This is a genomic window from Streptomyces sp. NPDC053541 (assembly GCF_044544705.1).
Classification (GTDB): domain Bacteria; phylum Actinomycetota; class Actinomycetes; order Streptomycetales; family Streptomycetaceae; genus Streptomyces.
In genome coordinates, this window is record NZ_JBITXM010000009.1 from 320,015 (window position 1) to 336,698 (window position 16,684).

Annotated in this window: 15 protein-coding genes and 1 tRNA gene; 9 read left to right on the forward strand and 7 right to left on the reverse strand. The window is 72.7% G+C overall.

The window, feature by feature from the left end:
• Positions 1-20 precede the first annotated feature (20 nt).
• Complete coding sequence (locus ACIGW2_RS24175; protein ID WP_399845774.1) at positions 21-530, reverse strand: hypothetical protein; 510 nt, start codon at positions 528-530, stop codon at positions 21-23.
• A 350-nt stretch (positions 531-880) separates the two neighbouring features.
• On the opposite strand from ACIGW2_RS24175, the gene ACIGW2_RS24180 reads away from it, so the two are divergent.
• The gene (locus tag ACIGW2_RS24180) at positions 881-1,852 is read left to right on the forward strand and encodes a helix-turn-helix transcriptional regulator (protein WP_399845777.1); all 972 of its coding nucleotides are present in this window, start codon (positions 881-883) and stop codon (positions 1,850-1,852) included.
• Positions 1,853-1,939: 87 nt separating this feature from the next.
• Here the strand turns inward: ACIGW2_RS24180 and ACIGW2_RS24185 are convergent, their stop codons facing one another.
• The 3 genes from ACIGW2_RS24185 to ACIGW2_RS24195 form a co-directional block, all read right to left on the reverse strand.
• Positions 1,940-3,499 carry a GNAT family N-acetyltransferase gene (locus ACIGW2_RS24185; protein ID WP_399845780.1) on the reverse strand — a complete coding sequence of 520 codons (1,560 nt, stop codon included), beginning with the start codon at positions 3,497-3,499 and terminating at the stop codon, positions 1,940-1,942.
• A gap of 77 nt (positions 3,500-3,576) precedes the next feature.
• Complete coding sequence (locus tag ACIGW2_RS24190) at positions 3,577-3,885, reverse strand: hypothetical protein (RefSeq protein ID WP_391656531.1); 309 nt, start codon at positions 3,883-3,885, stop codon at positions 3,577-3,579.
• 248 nt (positions 3,886-4,133) lie between these two features.
• Positions 4,134-4,499 (reverse strand): ArsR/SmtB family transcription factor, encoded by a 366-nt coding sequence (locus ACIGW2_RS24195; protein WP_391656530.1) that lies wholly within the window; start codon positions 4,497-4,499, stop codon positions 4,134-4,136.
• Between the two features lie 113 nt (positions 4,500-4,612).
• Between ACIGW2_RS24195 and ACIGW2_RS24200 the strand changes: the two genes are divergently transcribed.
• Positions 4,613-5,692 carry a permease gene (locus ACIGW2_RS24200; protein ID WP_391656529.1) on the forward strand — a complete coding sequence of 360 codons (1,080 nt, stop codon included), beginning with the start codon at positions 4,613-4,615 and terminating at the stop codon, positions 5,690-5,692.
• A 113-nt stretch (positions 5,693-5,805) separates the two neighbouring features.
• On the opposite strand, the gene ACIGW2_RS24205 is transcribed toward ACIGW2_RS24200, so the two are convergent.
• A complete protein-coding gene (locus tag ACIGW2_RS24205) occupies positions 5,806-6,171 on the reverse strand; it encodes an ArsR/SmtB family transcription factor (RefSeq protein ID WP_391656528.1) in 366 nt (121 codons plus the stop codon).
• Between the two features lie 140 nt (positions 6,172-6,311).
• Here ACIGW2_RS24205 and ACIGW2_RS24210 point away from each other — a divergent pair, with 140 nt between their 5' ends.
• Both ACIGW2_RS24210 and ACIGW2_RS24215 read left to right on the forward strand, forming a co-directional pair.
• On the forward strand, positions 6,312-6,485 hold the full coding sequence (locus ACIGW2_RS24210; protein ID WP_391656527.1) for a hypothetical protein: 174 nt from the start codon (positions 6,312-6,314) through the stop codon (positions 6,483-6,485).
• 16 nt (positions 6,486-6,501) lie between these two features.
• Positions 6,502-7,710, forward strand: coding sequence for a pyridoxal phosphate-dependent aminotransferase (locus tag ACIGW2_RS24215; RefSeq protein WP_391656526.1), 1,209 nt, complete (start codon positions 6,502-6,504; stop codon positions 7,708-7,710).
• A gap of 235 nt (positions 7,711-7,945) precedes the next feature.
• On the opposite strand, the gene ACIGW2_RS24220 is transcribed toward ACIGW2_RS24215, so the two are convergent.
• A complete protein-coding gene (locus tag ACIGW2_RS24220) occupies positions 7,946-8,311 on the reverse strand; it encodes an ArsR/SmtB family transcription factor (RefSeq protein WP_391656525.1) in 366 nt (121 codons plus the stop codon).
• Positions 8,312-8,453: 142 nt separating this feature from the next.
• Here ACIGW2_RS24220 and ACIGW2_RS24225 point away from each other — a divergent pair, with 142 nt between their 5' ends.
• Complete coding sequence (locus ACIGW2_RS24225; protein ID WP_391656524.1) at positions 8,454-9,854, forward strand: NAD(P)-binding domain-containing protein; 1,401 nt, start codon at positions 8,454-8,456, stop codon at positions 9,852-9,854.
• Positions 9,855-10,164: 310 nt separating this feature from the next.
• On the opposite strand, the gene ACIGW2_RS24230 is transcribed toward ACIGW2_RS24225, so the two are convergent.
• Positions 10,165-10,237: transfer RNA gene (locus tag ACIGW2_RS24230), tRNA-Arg, on the reverse strand.
• Between the two features lie 271 nt (positions 10,238-10,508).
• On the opposite strand from ACIGW2_RS24230, the gene ACIGW2_RS24235 reads away from it, so the two are divergent.
• The 4 genes from ACIGW2_RS24235 (at position 10,509) to ACIGW2_RS24250 (ending at position 16,575) form a co-directional block, all read left to right on the forward strand.
• Positions 10,509-12,146: a dynamin family protein gene (locus ACIGW2_RS24235; protein WP_399845789.1), complete on the forward strand. Its 1,638-nt coding sequence runs from the start codon at positions 10,509-10,511 to the stop codon at positions 12,144-12,146.
• 4 nt (positions 12,147-12,150) lie between these two features.
• Positions 12,151-14,163, forward strand: a complete 2,013-nt coding sequence (locus ACIGW2_RS24240; protein WP_399845791.1) for a GTPase — start codon at positions 12,151-12,153, stop codon at positions 14,161-14,163.
• Positions 14,164-14,333: 170 nt separating this feature from the next.
• Positions 14,334-14,924, forward strand: coding sequence for a single-stranded DNA-binding protein (locus ACIGW2_RS24245; RefSeq protein ID WP_399845793.1), 591 nt, complete (start codon positions 14,334-14,336; stop codon positions 14,922-14,924).
• A 247-nt stretch (positions 14,925-15,171) separates the two neighbouring features.
• Positions 15,172-16,575, forward strand: coding sequence for a Cys-Gln thioester bond-forming surface protein (locus ACIGW2_RS24250; RefSeq protein WP_391656522.1), 1,404 nt, complete (start codon positions 15,172-15,174; stop codon positions 16,573-16,575).
• Positions 16,576-16,684 lie beyond the last annotated feature (109 nt).

Sequence of the window (16,684 nt, forward strand, 5' to 3'; positions counted from 1 at the left end):
GCGGTGGTGTGTGATCTGGGTCACGCGGGAACGGGGCCCGAGCCGGGGAGGGCGTCGGGGAGCCGAGGGGTGGCGGTGATGCGCCAATGGGCCAGGGAAGGGCTGGAATTCAACACGCGCAGGCAGATTTCCCACGCCGCGGAAATGGCCTCCGCCGGGTTTCGGGTGCGGTGGAAGAAAGTCAGCTCGATTCGACCCGAGGTGGACTGGGCGTGGACATGCTCAAGATCGTCGTCGGGTCTGGCGGAGGCCCACACGATGTCCGTGACCGCGGCCGCCGGCAGCTTCCGGTGCGTGGCGGCGTCCGTCGCGACAAGGGTGGCGGTGGCCATCAGCATGGGGCCTCCCGGCCGGGCGGTGAGTCCGGGTACGGACCACACGTGCAGGTCAGCCTCGGCCTGGGTGATCTCGCCGTACAGCTCGGTGTGACGGCACTTGGGGCCGCAGCCGTGCCCGCCGGCGGGGGAGAAGCCCAGGGCGACGGCGGCCGCCCTGTTGGCCAGGCGCAGCGATTTCCGCGCAGCGGACATGGCTGTCCTCCGTGTGTGGTGGATGGAATCCCTTGGAAAGGGGGCGTGGAGAGAGGCGCGGAATCCGGTGTGTCGGCCCGCCGAACCTTCGTGATCACCAGTTTGCTGAGGAGACGCCGATGCCGGAAGGGAAATGCGCTGGCATGAACCGCGTTCGGCAACGACCTGCCTGAGCGCAGGCATTTCCGGTCGGACGCAGCGAGACGGGCGGCCACCGTGGCCTCCGGCCTCAGGGCGAACACGTCTTGTCGGCCGACGCCCTGAACTGCAAAGATCGGCGCTCGCCGATGGACTGATGAGGGTGTCTCGATGATTGAGACACGGACCGGGGGGTCGCTGTGCTGGCGAGTTTGGGACTGGATGAGGGTGCCGAGACGGTCTACCGCGTGATGCTCACGCACCAGGACTGGGGCATCGCCGAACTCGCCGCCCATCTGTCCCGCTCCGAGGCGGAGATACGCGAGGCCCTGGACCGGCTTGCCGAGCTGAATCTTCTGCGCCGCTCCCTCCAGGCCCCCGGCGGCCTCCGTCCGGTCAGCCCGAACCTCGGCTTTCAGCTGCTGCTCCAGCGACAGCAGGCCGAGCTCCTGGCGCAACAGCAGCAGTTCGCCGAATCGCAGGCGGCCATCAGCACCCTGCTCGCCGAGTACGCGGAGCTGCGGACGGGCGAGCGGCACGGTGTCGAGTACCTCCAGGGCATCGACTCGATTCAGGCCCGGCTCGAGGAGCTGGCCCACCGCAGCACCAGCGAGTGTCTGTCGTTCATGCCGGGCGGCGCCCAGTCCGCGGCCAGCCTGGAGGCCAGCCGGCCGCTCGACGAGGACCTGATGCGGCGCGGAGTGCGCGTCCTGACCGTCTACCTGGACAGCGTGCGCAACGACAGCCCCACCGTGGAGTACGCGCACTGGCTCCACGACAACGGGGGCGAGGTGCGCACCGTCCCCGCCCTTCCGCTGCGCATGGTCCTCTTCGACCGCGAGGTGGCGCTGCTGCCCATCGACCCCGACAACACCAGGAAGGGTGCCGTCCAGCTGACCGGCCCCGGTGTACTGACCGCCCTGGTGGCGCTGTTCGAGCAGGTCTGGGAGCGGGCGGCGCCGCTGGGCAGCGTCCGGGACCGGGACGAGGCCGGCCTGACCGCGCAGGAACGGGAACTCCTGCGCCAGCTCACCCAGGGAGCGACCGACGAGATCGCCGCGAAGAAGCTCGGCATCGGCCTGCGCACGGAGCGCCGGATCGTGTCCGAACTCATGGCGCGACTCGGTGCCCGCAGCCGCTTCGAGGCCGGAGTGCTGGCGGCCAAGGCGGGCTGGACGGACTGAACGGCCGTTGTCGGGGCGGGAACGCCCGGAAGGTCCGGTGCGCGAGGCACACCGGACCGGTTGCAGGAAATGCGCGGCCGTGGCGGGTCAGCCGCAGCAACCGCCTTCGGGCTGCACGGGCTTGATCGGCTCGTACGCGGTGTTGCCGAGCAGCTTCGCCTTCAGGCGGCCGATCGCGGTCGCCGGCTCCTCCTCGGTGCCCGCACCCAGCGCCTCGCGTCGGGCCTGGCCGTAGGCGGCGTGCAGCTCCGCGACCTTCGGCCGGAGCGCCTGGTCGGCGACCAGGATCACGGACTGGATGGGACGCGGACGGAAGCCGCGCAGTCGCTTCGCCTCGTCGGCGCCCGGGCCGGCCTCGATCGTGCTGATGCCCTCGTCGTACGCGTCGCGCAGCGGACGGTCGAGCCCGATCTCGAAGTAGACGCCGCTGCGCTCGCCCAGCGCCTCGTAGTCGAAGCCGGCCCACTTCGCGAACAGGCGCTTGCCCTGCCGGACCATCACCGAGGCCGCGACGACGACGTCGTCCTTGTGCACCAGGTACGCCCGGATGTCGGCACCGCCGTCGACCAGCGCGGTGAGCAGGGCGCCGATGTGCGCCTCGTCCTCGCCGCCCTCGTACTTCTGGCGGTTCATCGTGACGAGCTCGGAGATCCGGCCGATCAGCGGACGCAGCTCCTCGCGGTCCTTGCGTTCGATGCGGGTGCCGGAGTCAGCGGCCCGGTCCTGGTCCTGCTTGACCCGACGCCGCTTGCGGGAGGGCAGCGAGGCCAGGTGGGCGTCGTAGCTGTCGTGCTGGAGGTCGAGCACGTTGTTCTCGCCGTGGAAGGCGATGTCGCCGCCGTAGGCCTGGAGCGCGAGGGCCAGGACCTCGCTGTACGCGTTGTCGTGCAGCCACGGGGCGGTGATCGAGCGGATGCCGGCCTCGATCGCGGCCGGCACGATGCGGTCGACCAGGTCGGCGACGAGCAGCGGGTCCTCGACGGAGGCGGTCGCCTCGGAGCGGTAGCCGAGCGGGGAGCCGAGCAGCAGGGTCGGGAAGAGCGCGTCGGTGCCCAGCGCCTCGACGGCGTCGGTGGCGGACTCGCAGCACGAGGTGGTGGCCGAGCAGCAGGCCGCGGTGCCGTCCGCCGGCTGCCAGCCCAGGAAGGTGCGGGGGTCGGCGTCCACGATCGGGTCGGCGTCGAACACGTAGCCGGGCAGGAAGGCGACGTCCCCCTCCCCGCGGTCGGCGACGGTGTGCCAGGGCTTGGCGCCGACGAGGCTCGTCTCGGTCGCCTGCAGCCAGCTCACCTGTGCGTACGGGGTGGGGTCGGTGGCCTGCGGGACGACGCCGCCGAGCGCCGCGAGCGCATCCTCCAGGGTGAGCCCGGTGCGCACCTCGGCGGCTTCGGCCTGCTCCTCCTGCGGGGCCTGAGGGCCGCAGCATCCGGAGGCCTCGACGGGCTCGGGCTTCGCCGGTGCGCAGCAGCCCGACTCCGCGACCGGCTCGGTCTCGTCGTCCTGGTCGCCGCAGCAGGTCGCGGTCGACTCCTCGACGTTCTCCTTGGCCTGCTCCGGGGCGGAGCAGCAGCCGGAGGAGGAGGTGTCGACGACCGGGAGGGCGGCGGGCTCCTCGGCGGTGGTGCTGCAGCAGGCGGCGGTGCTCATGGGGTGCTCTCCTTGTAGGTCAGCGGGGCGCGGGGGCGGCGGGGTCCGGTGCCTCGGGTGAGGATCAGGACCGCTGGTCAGTCCCAGCCGGCGCCGTCGGTGGAGGGGTCGGTCGGGGCCGAGTCCCAGCCGGCGCCGTCGGTGTCATCGGTCGTCAGGGGAGCCACGTCCCAGCCGGCGCCGTCGCCGTCGGCGGCGAGCGTGAGGGGAGCGGTGTCCCAGCCGGCGCCGTCCGCGGAGTCGGTGGGCGTCGTCGGGGCCGTGTCCCAGCCGGCTCCGGCGAGGGCGGGGAGGGTGCCGGCGTCCAGGGCGGAGGCGGTTCCGAGTCCGATCACGGTGACGAGCGCGGCGGCGGCAAGACGCATCGAGGTACGCGAAACAGACATGGCTCTCCCCAGGCGATGACAGTGGCTTTTCGTCGACCGGCGGCCTCGGTGGCCGGCTCCGGCGGTTCCGGGGGGCTTGTCGCCCTCCCGGTGTTCATGAGTCTGTCCGAGGTCACCCAGGGTGTGGAAGGGATCACCCGTGGCATGAACTGCGTCCGGCACTCACCTGCCTGGAGATGCCGAAGGGCTGGTTCACGGCGCCTGAACGGCGGTGAACCAGCCCTTGGAGAGGGGTGTGTCGGGGGTGCTCAGCCCGCCGCGAGCGCCGTGAGGGAGAGCTGGGGTGCCGGATCCAGCGCCTGGCAGAGCACGGTCATGCTCTCGGGGGCGATCCGGTAATAGGTCTGCCTGCCGCGCTTCTCGCGCGTCAGGAAGCCGGCCTCGTACAGCACCTTCAGGTGGTGCGTGACGGTCGGCTGGGTCAGGCCCAGCGGCTCGGTGAGATCGCAGGTGCAGGCCTCGCCGGTCGGCTGTGACCGGATCAGGCCGAGCAGGCGGAGACGGGTCGCGTCGGCGACCACCTTCAGGGCGGTCGCGAGATCGTCGGCGGCCTCGGGCGTGAGCGGACCGGCGAGCACGGGGGAGCAGCACAGCTCCGAGATCGGCGTGGGCATGCTCCATTAAACGACAGCCGTCTATGAATTGTTCCCCACTCATTGACAGTCATCTATATGTTCCGGCAGAGTCTGACTCATCGACAGCCGTCTATGAGTTGCTGGAGTCCACCGTGATCGACACCGTCCTCGACGTCCTGGGGCGCACCGCCCACGATGTCGGCGAGTCCCTTTCCGCCAACTGGCCGTTCCTGCTCATCAGCGTGGTGCTGGCCTCGGCCATCCCGGTCTACATCGGCGCGGACCGGCTCTCCTCCTGGATGCGTCGCAAGACGGTGGTCGCGGTGCTCGGCGCCATCGTCCTCGCGACCTTCACGCCCTTCTGTTCCTGCGGCACGACCGCGGTCGTGCTCGGCGCGCTCGCCTCCAGCGTGCCGTGGACGCCGGTCGTGACCTTCATGGTGGCCTCGCCGCTCACCAGCCCCGAGGAGTACGTCCTTTCGACCGGCCTGTTCGGTGCCGCGTTCGCCACCACCTTCTTCGTGGCGGCGATCGTGATCGGCCTCTTCGCGGGACTCGTCACCTGGCTCGTGGAGAAGACCGGCTGGCTGGAGGGTCAGGCCCGGATCACGGCGAACCAGGCCGAGGAGAAGGCCGCGGAGAGCTGCTGCAGCAGCGACACCGACGGCGGTGCCGGGGCCGAGGGCTCCGGTGGCCTCTCCGCGGGTGGCGGTGTCCCGGCCGGTGGCGGCGGCCTGGCCCGTACGGCGCTGCTCACCCGCCCCACCGCCCCGGCGAAGCCGACCCCCGCTCCGGTGCCCGCCCCGGCCGGTCTCGTCGAGCGCCTCAAGCTGGACGAGTTCGGCAAGGAGCTCCTGGTCAACGCCAAGCGTCTGGCGATCTACTTCCTGGGCTTCGCGACCCTCGGCTTCCTGCTCATCAACTCGATCCCGACCAGCTACCTCACCGCGTTCCTCGGTGACGGCAACGTCTTCGCGGTCCCGCTCGCCGCCCTCATCGGCATCCCGGTGTACCTGAACTCCGACGGTTCGCTCCCGCTGGTCGCCACCCTGATGCAGGGCGGCATGGGCCCCGGCCCGGCGCTCGCCTTCCTCATGACCGGCGCGGGCACCAGCATCGGTGCCATCAGCGGCATGCTCCTCATCGCCCGCTGGCGGGTCGTCGCCCTGGTGGTCGGCATCCTCTTCACCGGCGCGGTCGTCCTCGGCTACCTGGCCCCGATGTGGCTCTGACCTCCCGCGGCTGAACGCGCGACACCTGCGACACGCAAGACGGCGAAGGCCCGTCCCGGTGCACCGGGACGGGCCGCGGTCGTCTCTCCGCTTCTTCGCTGCCGATTCCCGGCCTAGGCCGGCGCGGGCAGGCGGGCTGCCGTGTGCATCCCCGTGAGCGGGCCGATCAGGTGCTCGATGCGCTCCGGACGGGCGAAGTAGTAGACCTCGTTCGCGCGCCGCTCGGAGGCGAGGATGCCCGCCTCGCGCAGCTTGCGCAGGTGGTGGCTGATGGTCGGGCCGGTCAGGTCGAACTCGGCGGCGATCTCGCCCATGCACACCTCGCCCGCCGGGCAGCAGGCCACGATGCTGGCGATCCGCAGCCGTACCGGGTCGGCGAGGGCCTTGAACACGGCCGACAGCTCGACGGCCTGATCGGGCGTCATGGGCGAGCAGCAGCGCGATCCGGACGGAGTCTCGGTGGCCAGGGGTTCGGTCATGCGGCCAATGTGACCGATCGTCACGGGTTCCGTCCAGAGTCGACCGCGCGCCGGACGGATCGCGACCGATCCATTGACTGTCGTCTATGTGTCACGCCATACTCATTGCATAGATAGCCGTCTATGAATCGAGGCGAGTCATGACATCCCTCCGCACCTCGCTCCGCCGGCTTCGCGGTGCCCGTCGGTCCTCGGACAGGACCGACGTGCAGTTCTGCGACCGCTGCGTGGAGGTGGTCGACCGCGGGAGCCGGGCGGCCGCCCTGCGCCGAGGGCACGAAGCCGCGCTCAGCCTCCTCACCGTCCACCTCTGACCCGTAAGGAACGCCCGTGAACCCGCTCCGCCCCGCCGTGCGAGCCGCCGCCGTCCCGCCCTCGGCGACCGCCGCGCTCGACGCCCACGCCAAGGCCCTCGTCGCCGCGGGCGTGGACGTCATCAACTTGACCAGCGGCGAGCCGGCGTTCCCGACGGTCGAACCCGCCGCGCGTGCTGCGGCGCAGGCGATCGCCGAGGACTTCACGCGTTACACGCCGGCGGCCGGTGTCCCCGCGCTGCGCACGGCGATCGCGAGCCATCTCAACCGCCACGGAACGACGTACGGGGCGGCGGAGGTCGTCGTCACGGCGGGTGCCAAGCAGGCGCTCCACTACGCGTTCACGGCCCTGCTCGAAGCCGGCGACGAGGTGCTCGTGCCGACCCCGTACTGGGTCAGCTACCCCCATCTGATCGCCCTGGCCGGTGGCACGCTGGTTCCCGTGCGTCCGGCTCCCGGCGCAGGCCTGAAGGTCACTCCCGACCAGGTTCGGGCCGCAGTGACCCCGCGGACCAAGGCCCTGCTCCTCAACAGTCCGGCCAACCCCTCCGGGGTCGTGTACAGCCGCTACGAGCTGGCTGCGCTGGCCGAAGCGGCCGTCGAGCACGATCTCGTCGTCATCAGCGACGAGATCTGCGACCACTGGGTGTTCGGCGACTCCCGCTTCACCTCCGTGGCGGCCCTGGGTCCCGAGATCGCCGCTCGCACCGTGACCATCGGCGGCGTCTCCAAGACCTTCGCCATGACCGGGTGGCGCATCGGCTGGCTCGCCGCTCCGGTGGAACTCGCCTCCACCGTCACGGCTCTGCAGAGCCACACGGCTTCCGCGCCGTCCTCCATCGCGCAGCGCGCGGCGCTCGGTGCGCTCACGGCCGACGGCCTCGGTCCCGAACTGGAACGCCGCCGCACCGAACTCGACGCCCGCCGCCTCGCCACGCTCAAGGCGATCGGAGACATTCCCGGCTTGCGGGTGGCAGGTCACCCCGAGGGGGCGTTCTTCCTGCTCGCCGACGTCACCGGCCTGTACGGCAAGACGCACGAGGACCGCACCATCACCTCGGCGGCCACCTTCGCGGAACTCCTCCTCGCGAAAGCCAACGTGGCCGTCGTCCCCGGTGCCGACTTCGCCGCCCCGGACCACGTCCGGATCTCGTACACGGTGCCTCCGGAACAGCTGGAGACAGCCCTCGCCCGCGTCGCGGCGTTCGTGGACGCCCTGTCCTGACCTCCTCGCCCGAGGAAGCCGAAGGGGGCGCCGCCGTCATGGGCTGCGCCCCCTTCGCCTCGCTCACCTTTCGACAGCGGCCTCGCCCACCCGTCGTGCGAGCACGCTGAGGGCGGCCGGCCGTTCCAGCGCCTCGTGCGCCGCCGGCTCGGGCTGGCATCGCGACGGCCCACCTCGCTTGGCGTTTCGGCGTGGGCCGGCGGGCCGACGGCGCCCTCCGGTGCGCTGCGATCGGTCAGTCGGAGGCGGCCGCCGGGCTGAGGAACTGCCCCATGGCTGCCAGTACGGCGGGCTCCACCCGGTAGTACACCCACGTCCCGCGCCGCTCGGAGGTGAGCAGCCCCGCCTCCTTCAGCTTCTTCAGGTGGTGGGAGACGGTCGGCTGCGAGACGCCGACGTCGGAGATGTCGCAGACGCACGCCTCCCCGCCCTCGTGCGAGGCGACCGCGGAGAACAGGCGCAGCCGGACGGGGTCGCCCAGCGCCTTGAACATGACGGCCGTCCGCTCGGCCTCCTCGGCCGAGAGGGGCCGCTCGGTGAGCGGCGGGCAGCAGGGCGCGACCGCGGGCTCCAGCAACGGCAACAGCTCGGCGTTCGACATGCATCTATGTTGACACGCGTCGAACCAGCGCGGAAGTTCGACGACCGCGATATCGATGCGCGCCTATGTTGACGTCTGTCGAATCAGATGCCAGGCTGTTCGTCACGACATCGACAAATGTCGAAATAGCGAGGAGTCGATCGTGAACGCTTCCACCAGCGACCTGCCTGTTGTGGTCATCGGCGCCGGCCCCGTCGGCCTGGCCGCCGCCGCGCACCTCGTCGAGCGGGACATCGAACCCCTGGTCCTGGAAGCGGGGGCGACCGCCGGCGCCGCCGTACGCGAGTGGGCGCACGTGCGGCTCTTCTCGCCCTGGGGCGAGGTCACCGACCCGGCGGCGGAGAAACTGCTGGCCCCTACCGGCTGGACCAAGCCGGACACCGCCGCGTACCCCACCGGCGGCGACTGGGCCGACCTCTATCTCCAGCCGCTCGCCACGGTCCTGGGCGACCGCGTCCGTACCGGCGCCCGCGTCACCGGTGTCTCGCGCACCGGACGGGACCGGCTCGTGGACGCGGACCGCGAGACCCAGCCCTTCACCGTGCACGTCCGTCACGCCGACGGCCACGAGGAGCGGATCCTCGCCCGGGCCGTCATCGACGCCTCCGGCACCTGGAGCATCCCCGGCCCGGCAGGCGGCAACGGGCTCCCGGCACTCGGCGAGAAGGCGGCGGCCGACCGCATCACCTACCGTGTGCCCGACCTGAACGACCCGGCTCTCCGCACGCGTTACGCGGGCCGGCGCACCGCCGTGATCGGTTCCGGCGCCTCCGCGTTCACCGCCCTCGCCTCCCTCGCGGCACTGGCGCGCGAGGAGAAGGGGACGCGGGCCGTCTGGATCCTTCGCCGAGGCATCTCCGGCTCGACCTTCGGCGGCGGGACCGCCGACCAGCTTCCCGCCCGCGGAGCCCTCGGCCTCGCCGCCAAGGCGGCCGTCGACGAGGGACACGCCGATGCCGTCACCGGCTTCCGCGTCGAGTCGGTCGAGCGGGACGCCGACGGGCGCCTGGTCCTCGTCGCCGAGGACGGCCGCCGGCTCGACCCGGTCGACGAGGTCATCGTCCTCACGGGCCTCCGCCCCGACCTGTCCTTCCTCTCCGAGCTGCGCCTCGGGCTCGACGAGCGCCTCCAGGCCCCGACCGCCCTCGCCCCGCTCATCGACCCCAACCAGCACTCCTGCGGCAGCGTCTACCCCCACGGCCACCGCGAACTGGCCCATCCCGAACAGGGGCTGTACCTCGCCGGCATGAAGTCCTACGGCCGCGCCCCGACCTTCCTCGCCCTCACCGGCTACGAGCAGGTCCGCTCCATCGCCGCGGCGATCGCCGGAGACGTCGAGTCCGCCGACCGCGTCGAACTCACCCTCCCGGAGACCGGGGTGTGCGGCGGCTCCGGCCTCTACGACGCCCCCGAGGCCCGGTCCGACGACTCCGGCGGCTGCTGCGCACCGACGGCGCCCAGCCCGCAGCTCGTACAGCTCGGCGCCGGGGCCACCCTGCCCGTCGTGGCGGAGCAGCCGACGGGCGGCTGCTGCGGCTCGTGACCGGACTCGGCACCCCGGCGAGCGGGGCCGCGACCGGAAGGGGGACCGGTCGCGGCCCCGCACCGCCATGACCGGGCCGAAGCCGCCTGAGCCCTCGGCCTCGGCGGCGCGGCCCGGGCTCTGGGCCGCACCCTGGGCGGCCCGAAATTTCGGGCCGTTTTCGGGCCGAACGGCCGCCGGGAGCCACCTCTGGCCGGTTTCAGCCGGACAGATCAAGCCAACCGGAGCCCTGGCCCCGGTGCGCTCGCCCCCGACTGAAAACCGCCTCTGACCAGCAAAAAGACCCTCCCGAAGGAGGGTCCCGGCGTTGCGCCCCCGGCAGGACTCGAACCTGCGGCCAAGTGCTTAGAAGGCACCTGCTCTATCCGCTGAGCTACGGGGGCCGGTGGTGGCCGGTGGGGGCCGGGTCAAGGATAGGGGTCCTGGTGGCCTGGCCCGGGTGCTTCACCTGCGTGGCACGATGTGGAGGTTCGGTGAAGCGGTCCGATAATCGCAGGCAGGTGCGATTCGTGCAGCGCTTTTCGCGCCACTCGGGCCGGGTGTTGTGCAGTCGTTATGCCCAGGGCGCTCGGCTACATCCGTTCGGTCGGCGCGCGCAGCCGCAATACGCTTCAAAAAGGCTCCAAAATTGGGCATTCTTCGCATGTGGTGACCTTGGACGAACGGCCTCAGCTGATCGACGCACTCTCCGCCCTGCGCGACCGTGTCGCCGCCGTGCGTCTCCCCCTCCCCCTCCCCGGCGCCCCGCGGGCCCGGCAGACCCGGGCCGAGCTGCTCGCCCAGCTCGACGACTATCTGGTGCCCCGTCTGAAGGACCCCGACGCGCCGCTGCTCGCCGTCGTCGGCGGGTCCACCGGGGCCGGCAAGTCCACCCTCGTCAACTCGCTCGTCGGACGGCGGGTCAGCGAGGCCGGGGTGCTCAGGCCCACCACCCGGACGCCCGTCCTCGTCTGCCACCCCGAGGACCACCACTGGTTCGCCGGGATGCGCGTCCTGCCGCAGCTCACCCGCGTCTGGCTGCCGCAGCAGGACGACGAGCACGCCGTCGAGGAACCCCCCGAGGACAACTCCCTCCGCGTCGAGACCGCCGCCACCCTGCCCCGCGGGCTCGCCCTCCTCGACGCCCCCGACATCGACTCCCTCGTCGTCGAGAACCGGCTGCTCGCCGCCGAGTTGATGTGCGCCGCCGACATCTGGGTCATGGTCACCACCGCCTCCCGCTACGCCGACGCCGTGCCCTGGCACCTGCTCCGCACCGCGAAGGAGTACGACGCCACCCTCGTCACCGTCCTCGACCGGGTGCCCCACCAGGTGATCACCGAGGTCTCCCGGCAGTACGCGGCCCTGCTCGACAAGGCCGGATTCGGCGAGCTGCCCCGCTTCACCATTCCCGAACTGCCCGAGTCCACCGGCGGCGGCAGCGGACTGCTGCCCGACAACGCCGTCGCCCCGCTCCGCGCCTGGCTCGCCCACTGTGCCCAGGACCCCGCCGCCCGCCAGCAGGCCGTAGGCCGGACCGCCGCCGGGGTGATCGACTCCCTCGACACCCGCATGCCGGAACTCGCCGGAGCCGTCGCCGCCCAGTACGCCGCCGCCGTGCGGCTCGGCGGCGCCGTCGAGTCCGCGTACGAGGAACAGGGGCGCCGGGTCCGCGAACAGGTGCGCCGCGGCGCCGTCCTCGCCGGCGACGCCCGCACCCGCTGGCGCGGCTACCCCCGCGACAGCTCCGCCGACGAGCTCCTCGACTCCCTCGTCGAGTCCCTCGGCGCCCTCCTGCAGTGCGCCGTCGCCGCCGCCGACGAGCGGGTACGGGACGCCTGGCGCCGCGAACCCGCCGCCGGCGCGCTGACCCCCGCCGCCCCCGGCCGCAAGGACGACGCCCAGGACGCCGGGGAGCGGATCGCCTTGACCGTACGGCGCTGGCGACGCGTCCTGGAGGAGATGGTCGAGGAGGAGGTACGGGAGATCGAGCGCCCCGCCACCGCCCGGGGCGGCAAGCGCGCGGCGGCCGCCGCGGCCCCCGACACCGAGACCCTCACCGCGCTCCTCGCCGCCGTCCTCCTCGGCGGCCGCCGCACCCGCGCCGCCGGCGACCGGCTCGCCGAACTCCTCGGCGCCCAGGGCGCCCTGCGCCTGCGCGACAAGGGCGGCGAGCTCGTCACCACGTACCTGGACCGCGCCCTGCACACCGAACGCGACCGGCGGCTCGCCCCGCTCGACGCCCTCGACGTGACCCCCGAGCCGCAGGCCGAACTGATCGCCGCGCTCTCCGTACTGCAGAAGGAGAAGTGACGCCGTGGACGACCGGACCATGGACGGCGCCCCGGGCGCCGGAAAGCCGGCCGGGAACCTCGCCGGGACGCTTCGAGAGAGCCCCGCACCAAGGCCCGTAGAGCACCCGGCCGGGCACTACGACGGGCAGCACCCCGCCGGGCACCACGACGGGCAGCACCAGGACCCGCGGCGCTGGGACGACGGGCTCATCGCCCGCCGCGTCGCCGACCGTCCCCACCCCCGGGCCGACGAGGACCGGCACCCCGCCGGGGCGGACCCGGACGGGGAGGACGGCGACGAGTCCCTCCCGCCCCTCGGCGGCGCCTACGGCGGGGCCCTGCGCACCCGCCTCGACGCGCTCCACGAGCTCGTCGGCCTCTCCCGCACCCGCGTCGACGGCGAGGCGCTCGCCGAGGCCGGCCGGGTCCTCGACGAGGCCGCCGCCCGGCAGCGGCTGTCCGCGCGGCACACCGTCGTCGCCATCGCCGGGGCCACCGGCAGCGGCAAGTCCTCCCTCTTCAACGCCCTCGCCGGCGTCCCCGTCTCCGAGACCGGGCTGCGCCGCCCCACCACCGCCGCGCCGATCGCGCTGAGCTGGTCGGAGGGGGCCGCCGGGCTCCTGGACCGGCTGGGCATCCCCGGCCGGCTGCGCCGCCGGCCGCTCGCGGGCGGCGCGGCCGACGCCGAACTCCAGGGCCTCGTCCTGATCGACCTGCCGGACCACGACTCCGCCGTCACCGCCCACCGGGACCAGGTCGACCGGCTGCTCGGCCTGGTCGACGCGGTGATCTGGGTGGTCGACCCGGAGAAGTACGCCGACGCCGCCCTCCACGAGCGCTATCTGCGGCCCCTCGCCGGACACGCCGAGGTCACCTTCGTCGTCCTCAACCAGATCGACCGGCTCGGCACCGAGGCCGCCGACCTCGTCATCGACGACCTGCGCCGGCTGCTCGACGAGGACGGCATGGCGCTCGGCGAGCACGGCGAACCCGGCGCGACCGTGCTGCCGCTGTCCGCCCTGACCGGGGAGGGCGTGCCGGAGCTGCGCGAACTCCTCGGCCGGTTCGTCCAGGAGCGCACCGCGCCCGAACGGCGGCTGGCCGCCGACGTGGACGCCGCCACCGCCCGGCTGCGGCCGGAGTTCGTCGCCGACGGGCGGCCGGGGCTCGGCGAACGGGCCCGCGAGGAGTTCGCCCACCGGCTCGCCGTCGCCGTCGGCGCCCAGGCGGCGGGCGAGGCCGCCGAACGGGTCTGGCGCCGCAACGCCATCCGCGCCTGCGGCACGCCCTGGCTGCGGCTCTACCGCTGGTACGGGCGGGTGCGCGAGCACGGCAGCGGCGACGGCGGCCCGGCGGCCCCGGTCGAGGAGGAGCTGACCGCGCGTCAGCGGGTCGAGCAGGCGGTGCGGATCGTCTCCGACGAGGCCGCGCGCGGGCTGCCGGGTCCCTGGGCGCAGTCGGTCCGCGAGGCGGCGCTGCGCGGTGCCGAGGGGCTGCCGGAGGCGCTCGACGAGCTGACGGTGACCATGGGCGACCCGGCGGCCCGGCCGCCCCGCCCGGCCTGGTGGCCTGCGGCGGTGCTCGCGCAGGTGGTGATGACCTTCCTGCAGATCTTCGGCGCCCTGTGGCTGACGGCCCAGATCGTGGGGGTGGTCGAGCCGCTGCTCTGGCCGCCGGTGCTCATCATGGTCGCGGGGATCGTCGGCGGTCCGCTGGTCGAGTGGGCCTGCGCGGCGGCGGTACGGGGACCCGCGCGGCGTTACGGGCAGGAGGCCGAGCGCGCGCTGCGCGAGGCCGCGGCGGCCTGCGGCCGGGCCCGGGTGCTCGACCCGATCGCGGCCGAGCTGATGCGTTACCGCGAGGTGCGCGAGCAGTACGTGACGGCGGCCGGCGCCACCCGGCTCGCGAGCCGCACCGCGGGCCGGGGCGCCCTGGGCGGCGGCACGGCCGGGGGAGCGGGGGCCGGGGGCGGCGGCCGGTTCGGGGGCACCCGGTTCGGCCCGGCGCGGACGGGGGCGGCGGCCCGGGCGCGCTGAGGCGGGGGCGCCGGAAGAGTGCGGAACTCCCCGTTCGGGTGGCCGGGTTGTCCACAACTGCCCGTCTGTCCACAGGCTTCAGCGGGTTTTCCCGGTTCGGTCCAGCATGGATCTCGGAAGGGCGGACGGACGCCGTTCCTGTTTCCGGAACCGAAGGGGAGCGTGGGCAGATGAACGAGACGACGGTGACGCTGGTCGGCAACGTGGCGACGAACGTGGAGTACCGGGAGACGGTGTCCGGTGGGGTCGCGCGGTTCCGCTTCGCGGTGACCGCGCGCCGCTGGGACCGCGAGCGCGCGACGTGGACGGACGGGGCGACCAGTTTCTACACGGTCTCCGCGTGGCGCTCGCTGGGGGCGAATCTGGCGGCCTCGGTGTCGGTGGGCGAACCCCTGGTGGTGCACGGCAGGTTGAAGGTGCGGGAGGAGGAGCTCGACGGGCGGCGGAAGACCTTCGTGGACGTGGACGCGGTCGCCGTGGGACACGATCTGACGCGCGGCACGGCGGCGTTCCGGCGGGCGAGCCGCACACCGGTCACGACAACGGCCCTTCCGGAGGGCCTGATTCCGGATTCCTCCGGGATGGCGGCAGCCGGCGCGGCGGCCTCGGCCGCCGCCCCCGGCGAGAGGTCCGCGGCGGGCCCGGGCGGCGCCCCGACCTCGGCTTCCGACCCCTGGGCGACACCTCCGCCGACTGCTCCGCCGACTGTGCCGTCGACGGAGCCGGAGGCCACCGACTACCCTCTGGTAGCCATTCCCTGACGGTCCGTCGCGGAGATTTGTCGACACCGTGACCAGCGGTTTCTTGCTCAACTAAGGCCGCTGATAACGATTTCGAGTCGGTATGGTTATCAGACCGCACGACGGGACACGGGGGCCCTTCCCGTCCCTAGGATTCCCGGGTACTCATGAGGCACTTGCTTCCAGTGGGTCAGTGAGTCTGCTGGCGGGTGCTCCCCCCACGCGTCTCGATCGAAGACGCGGAGCAGCCCGCACGGAGGGGAAATCCATGTTTTCAGTTCGGAGGCGCGGCGTTGCCCGCCTTGCCGCCGCGACCCTGGTCTCGGGCCTCGTCGCTGCGGGTTCGATGGCCATCGCGGGACCGGCGATGGCCGAGGACGCCGACCAGGGCACGGGTGGCGCCACGGCGACGCTCGGTGACCTGAAGATCTACGACACCGTCGAGATCAAGGACTCGCACCGCAAGGTGTCGGCCGGTCTGTTCGAGATGTCCGTGAAGCCCGGCGGCTTCATCCAGACCTACTGCATCGACCTCTACACCGGTGCGAAGACGGGTCAGGAGTACAAGGAGGTCGGCTGGGACCAGTCGTCGCTCCACAACAACAAGGACGCCGGCAAGATCCGCTGGATCCTGCAGAACTCCTACCCGCAGGTGAACGACCTCACGAGCCTGGCCGCCAAGGCCGGTGCCGCGAAGCTCACCGAGAAGACCGCCGCCGCCGCCACCCAGGCCGCGATCTGGCACTTCTCCGACGACGTCGAGGCCGTCCCGGTCGACGCCGACGCGGCGAAGCTGACGAAGTACCTGGAGGACAAGGCCGTCGAGCTCGACGAGCCCACCGCCTCCCTGAGCCTCTCCCCGTCCTCCGTCGCCGGCAAGGCGGGCGGCCGCCTCGGCCCGATCACGGTGGACACCAACTCCGGCACGGCCAAGGTCTCCCTCGCCCCCGGCGCCCCCGCCGGTGTGACGATCGTCGACAAGGACGGCAAGGCCGTCACCGACGTCGCCGACGGCTCGAAGGTCTACTTCGACGTCCCGGCCGGCACCGCCGACGGCACCGCCGAGCTGAACGTCCAGGCCGACACCACGGTCCCGATCGGCCGCGCCTTCGTCGCCACCAAGGTGAAGAGCCAGACCCTGATCCTGGCCGGCACCAGCACCTCCACCGTCTCCGCCAAGGCCACCGCGAGCTGGGCGAAGCAGGGCCCGGTGCCGTCCGTGACGGCCGAGAAGAACTGCGCCAAGGGCGGCGTCGACATCACCCTCGCCAACAAGGGTGACGAGGCCTGGGAGCTCGACCTCAAGGGCGTGAAGTACGCGATCGCCGCCGGCGAGTCCAAGACGGTCACCGTCCCGGTCGCCGAGGACGAGGCGTACAAGTTCACGATCACCGGCCCGAACGGCTTCGAGAAGGTCATCGAGGGCGTCCTCGACTGCAAGACGGCCACCCCCGGCCCGACGCCGTCCGAGACCCCGTCCGGCACCCCGGCCCCGTCCGAGACCCCGGCGACCGGCGGCACCACCGGCGGCAGCACCACCGGTGGCGGCGACCTCGCCGAGACCGGTAGCTCCAGCGCCACCCCGATGATCGCCGGCATCGCCGCCGCGCTCCTCGTGGTCGGTGGCGGCGCGGTCTTCTTCCTCCGCAAGAAGAAGCCCGCCGGCCAGTGAGCCCTGCATGACCCCGTGAGGCCGCCCCCGGGGTGACCTCGCACCGACGGCCCCGCCGCGCACCGCGCGGCGGGGCCGTCGTGATCTCGCCGTCGTGATCTCGCCGTCG

What these genes read in the sequence shown, in the direction of transcription:
- ACIGW2_RS24175 (WP_399845774.1), bottom strand. Translation starts at nt 530, where the DNA reads ATGTCCGCTGCGCGGAAATCGCTGCGCCTGGCCAACAGGGCGGCCGCC.
- ACIGW2_RS24185 (WP_399845780.1), bottom strand. Translation starts at nt 3,499, where the DNA reads ATGAGCACCGCCGCCTGCTGCAGCACCACCGCCGAGGAGCCCGCCGCC.
- ACIGW2_RS24190 (WP_391656531.1), bottom strand. Translation starts at nt 3,885, where the DNA reads ATGTCTGTTTCGCGTACCTCGATGCGTCTTGCCGCCGCCGCGCTCGTC.
- ACIGW2_RS24195 (WP_391656530.1), bottom strand. Translation starts at nt 4,499, where the DNA reads ATGCCCACGCCGATCTCGGAGCTGTGCTGCTCCCCCGTGCTCGCCGGT.
- ACIGW2_RS24205 (WP_391656528.1), bottom strand. Translation starts at nt 6,171, where the DNA reads ATGACCGAACCCCTGGCCACCGAGACTCCGTCCGGATCGCGCTGCTGC.
- ACIGW2_RS24210 (WP_391656527.1), top strand. Translation starts at nt 6,312, where the DNA reads ATGACATCCCTCCGCACCTCGCTCCGCCGGCTTCGCGGTGCCCGTCGG.
- ACIGW2_RS24220 (WP_391656525.1), bottom strand. Translation starts at nt 8,311, where the DNA reads ATGTCGAACGCCGAGCTGTTGCCGTTGCTGGAGCCCGCGGTCGCGCCC.
- ACIGW2_RS24245 (WP_399845793.1), top strand. Translation starts at nt 14,334, where the DNA reads ATGAACGAGACGACGGTGACGCTGGTCGGCAACGTGGCGACGAACGTG.
- ACIGW2_RS24250 (WP_391656522.1), top strand. Translation starts at nt 15,172, where the DNA reads ATGTTTTCAGTTCGGAGGCGCGGCGTTGCCCGCCTTGCCGCCGCGACC.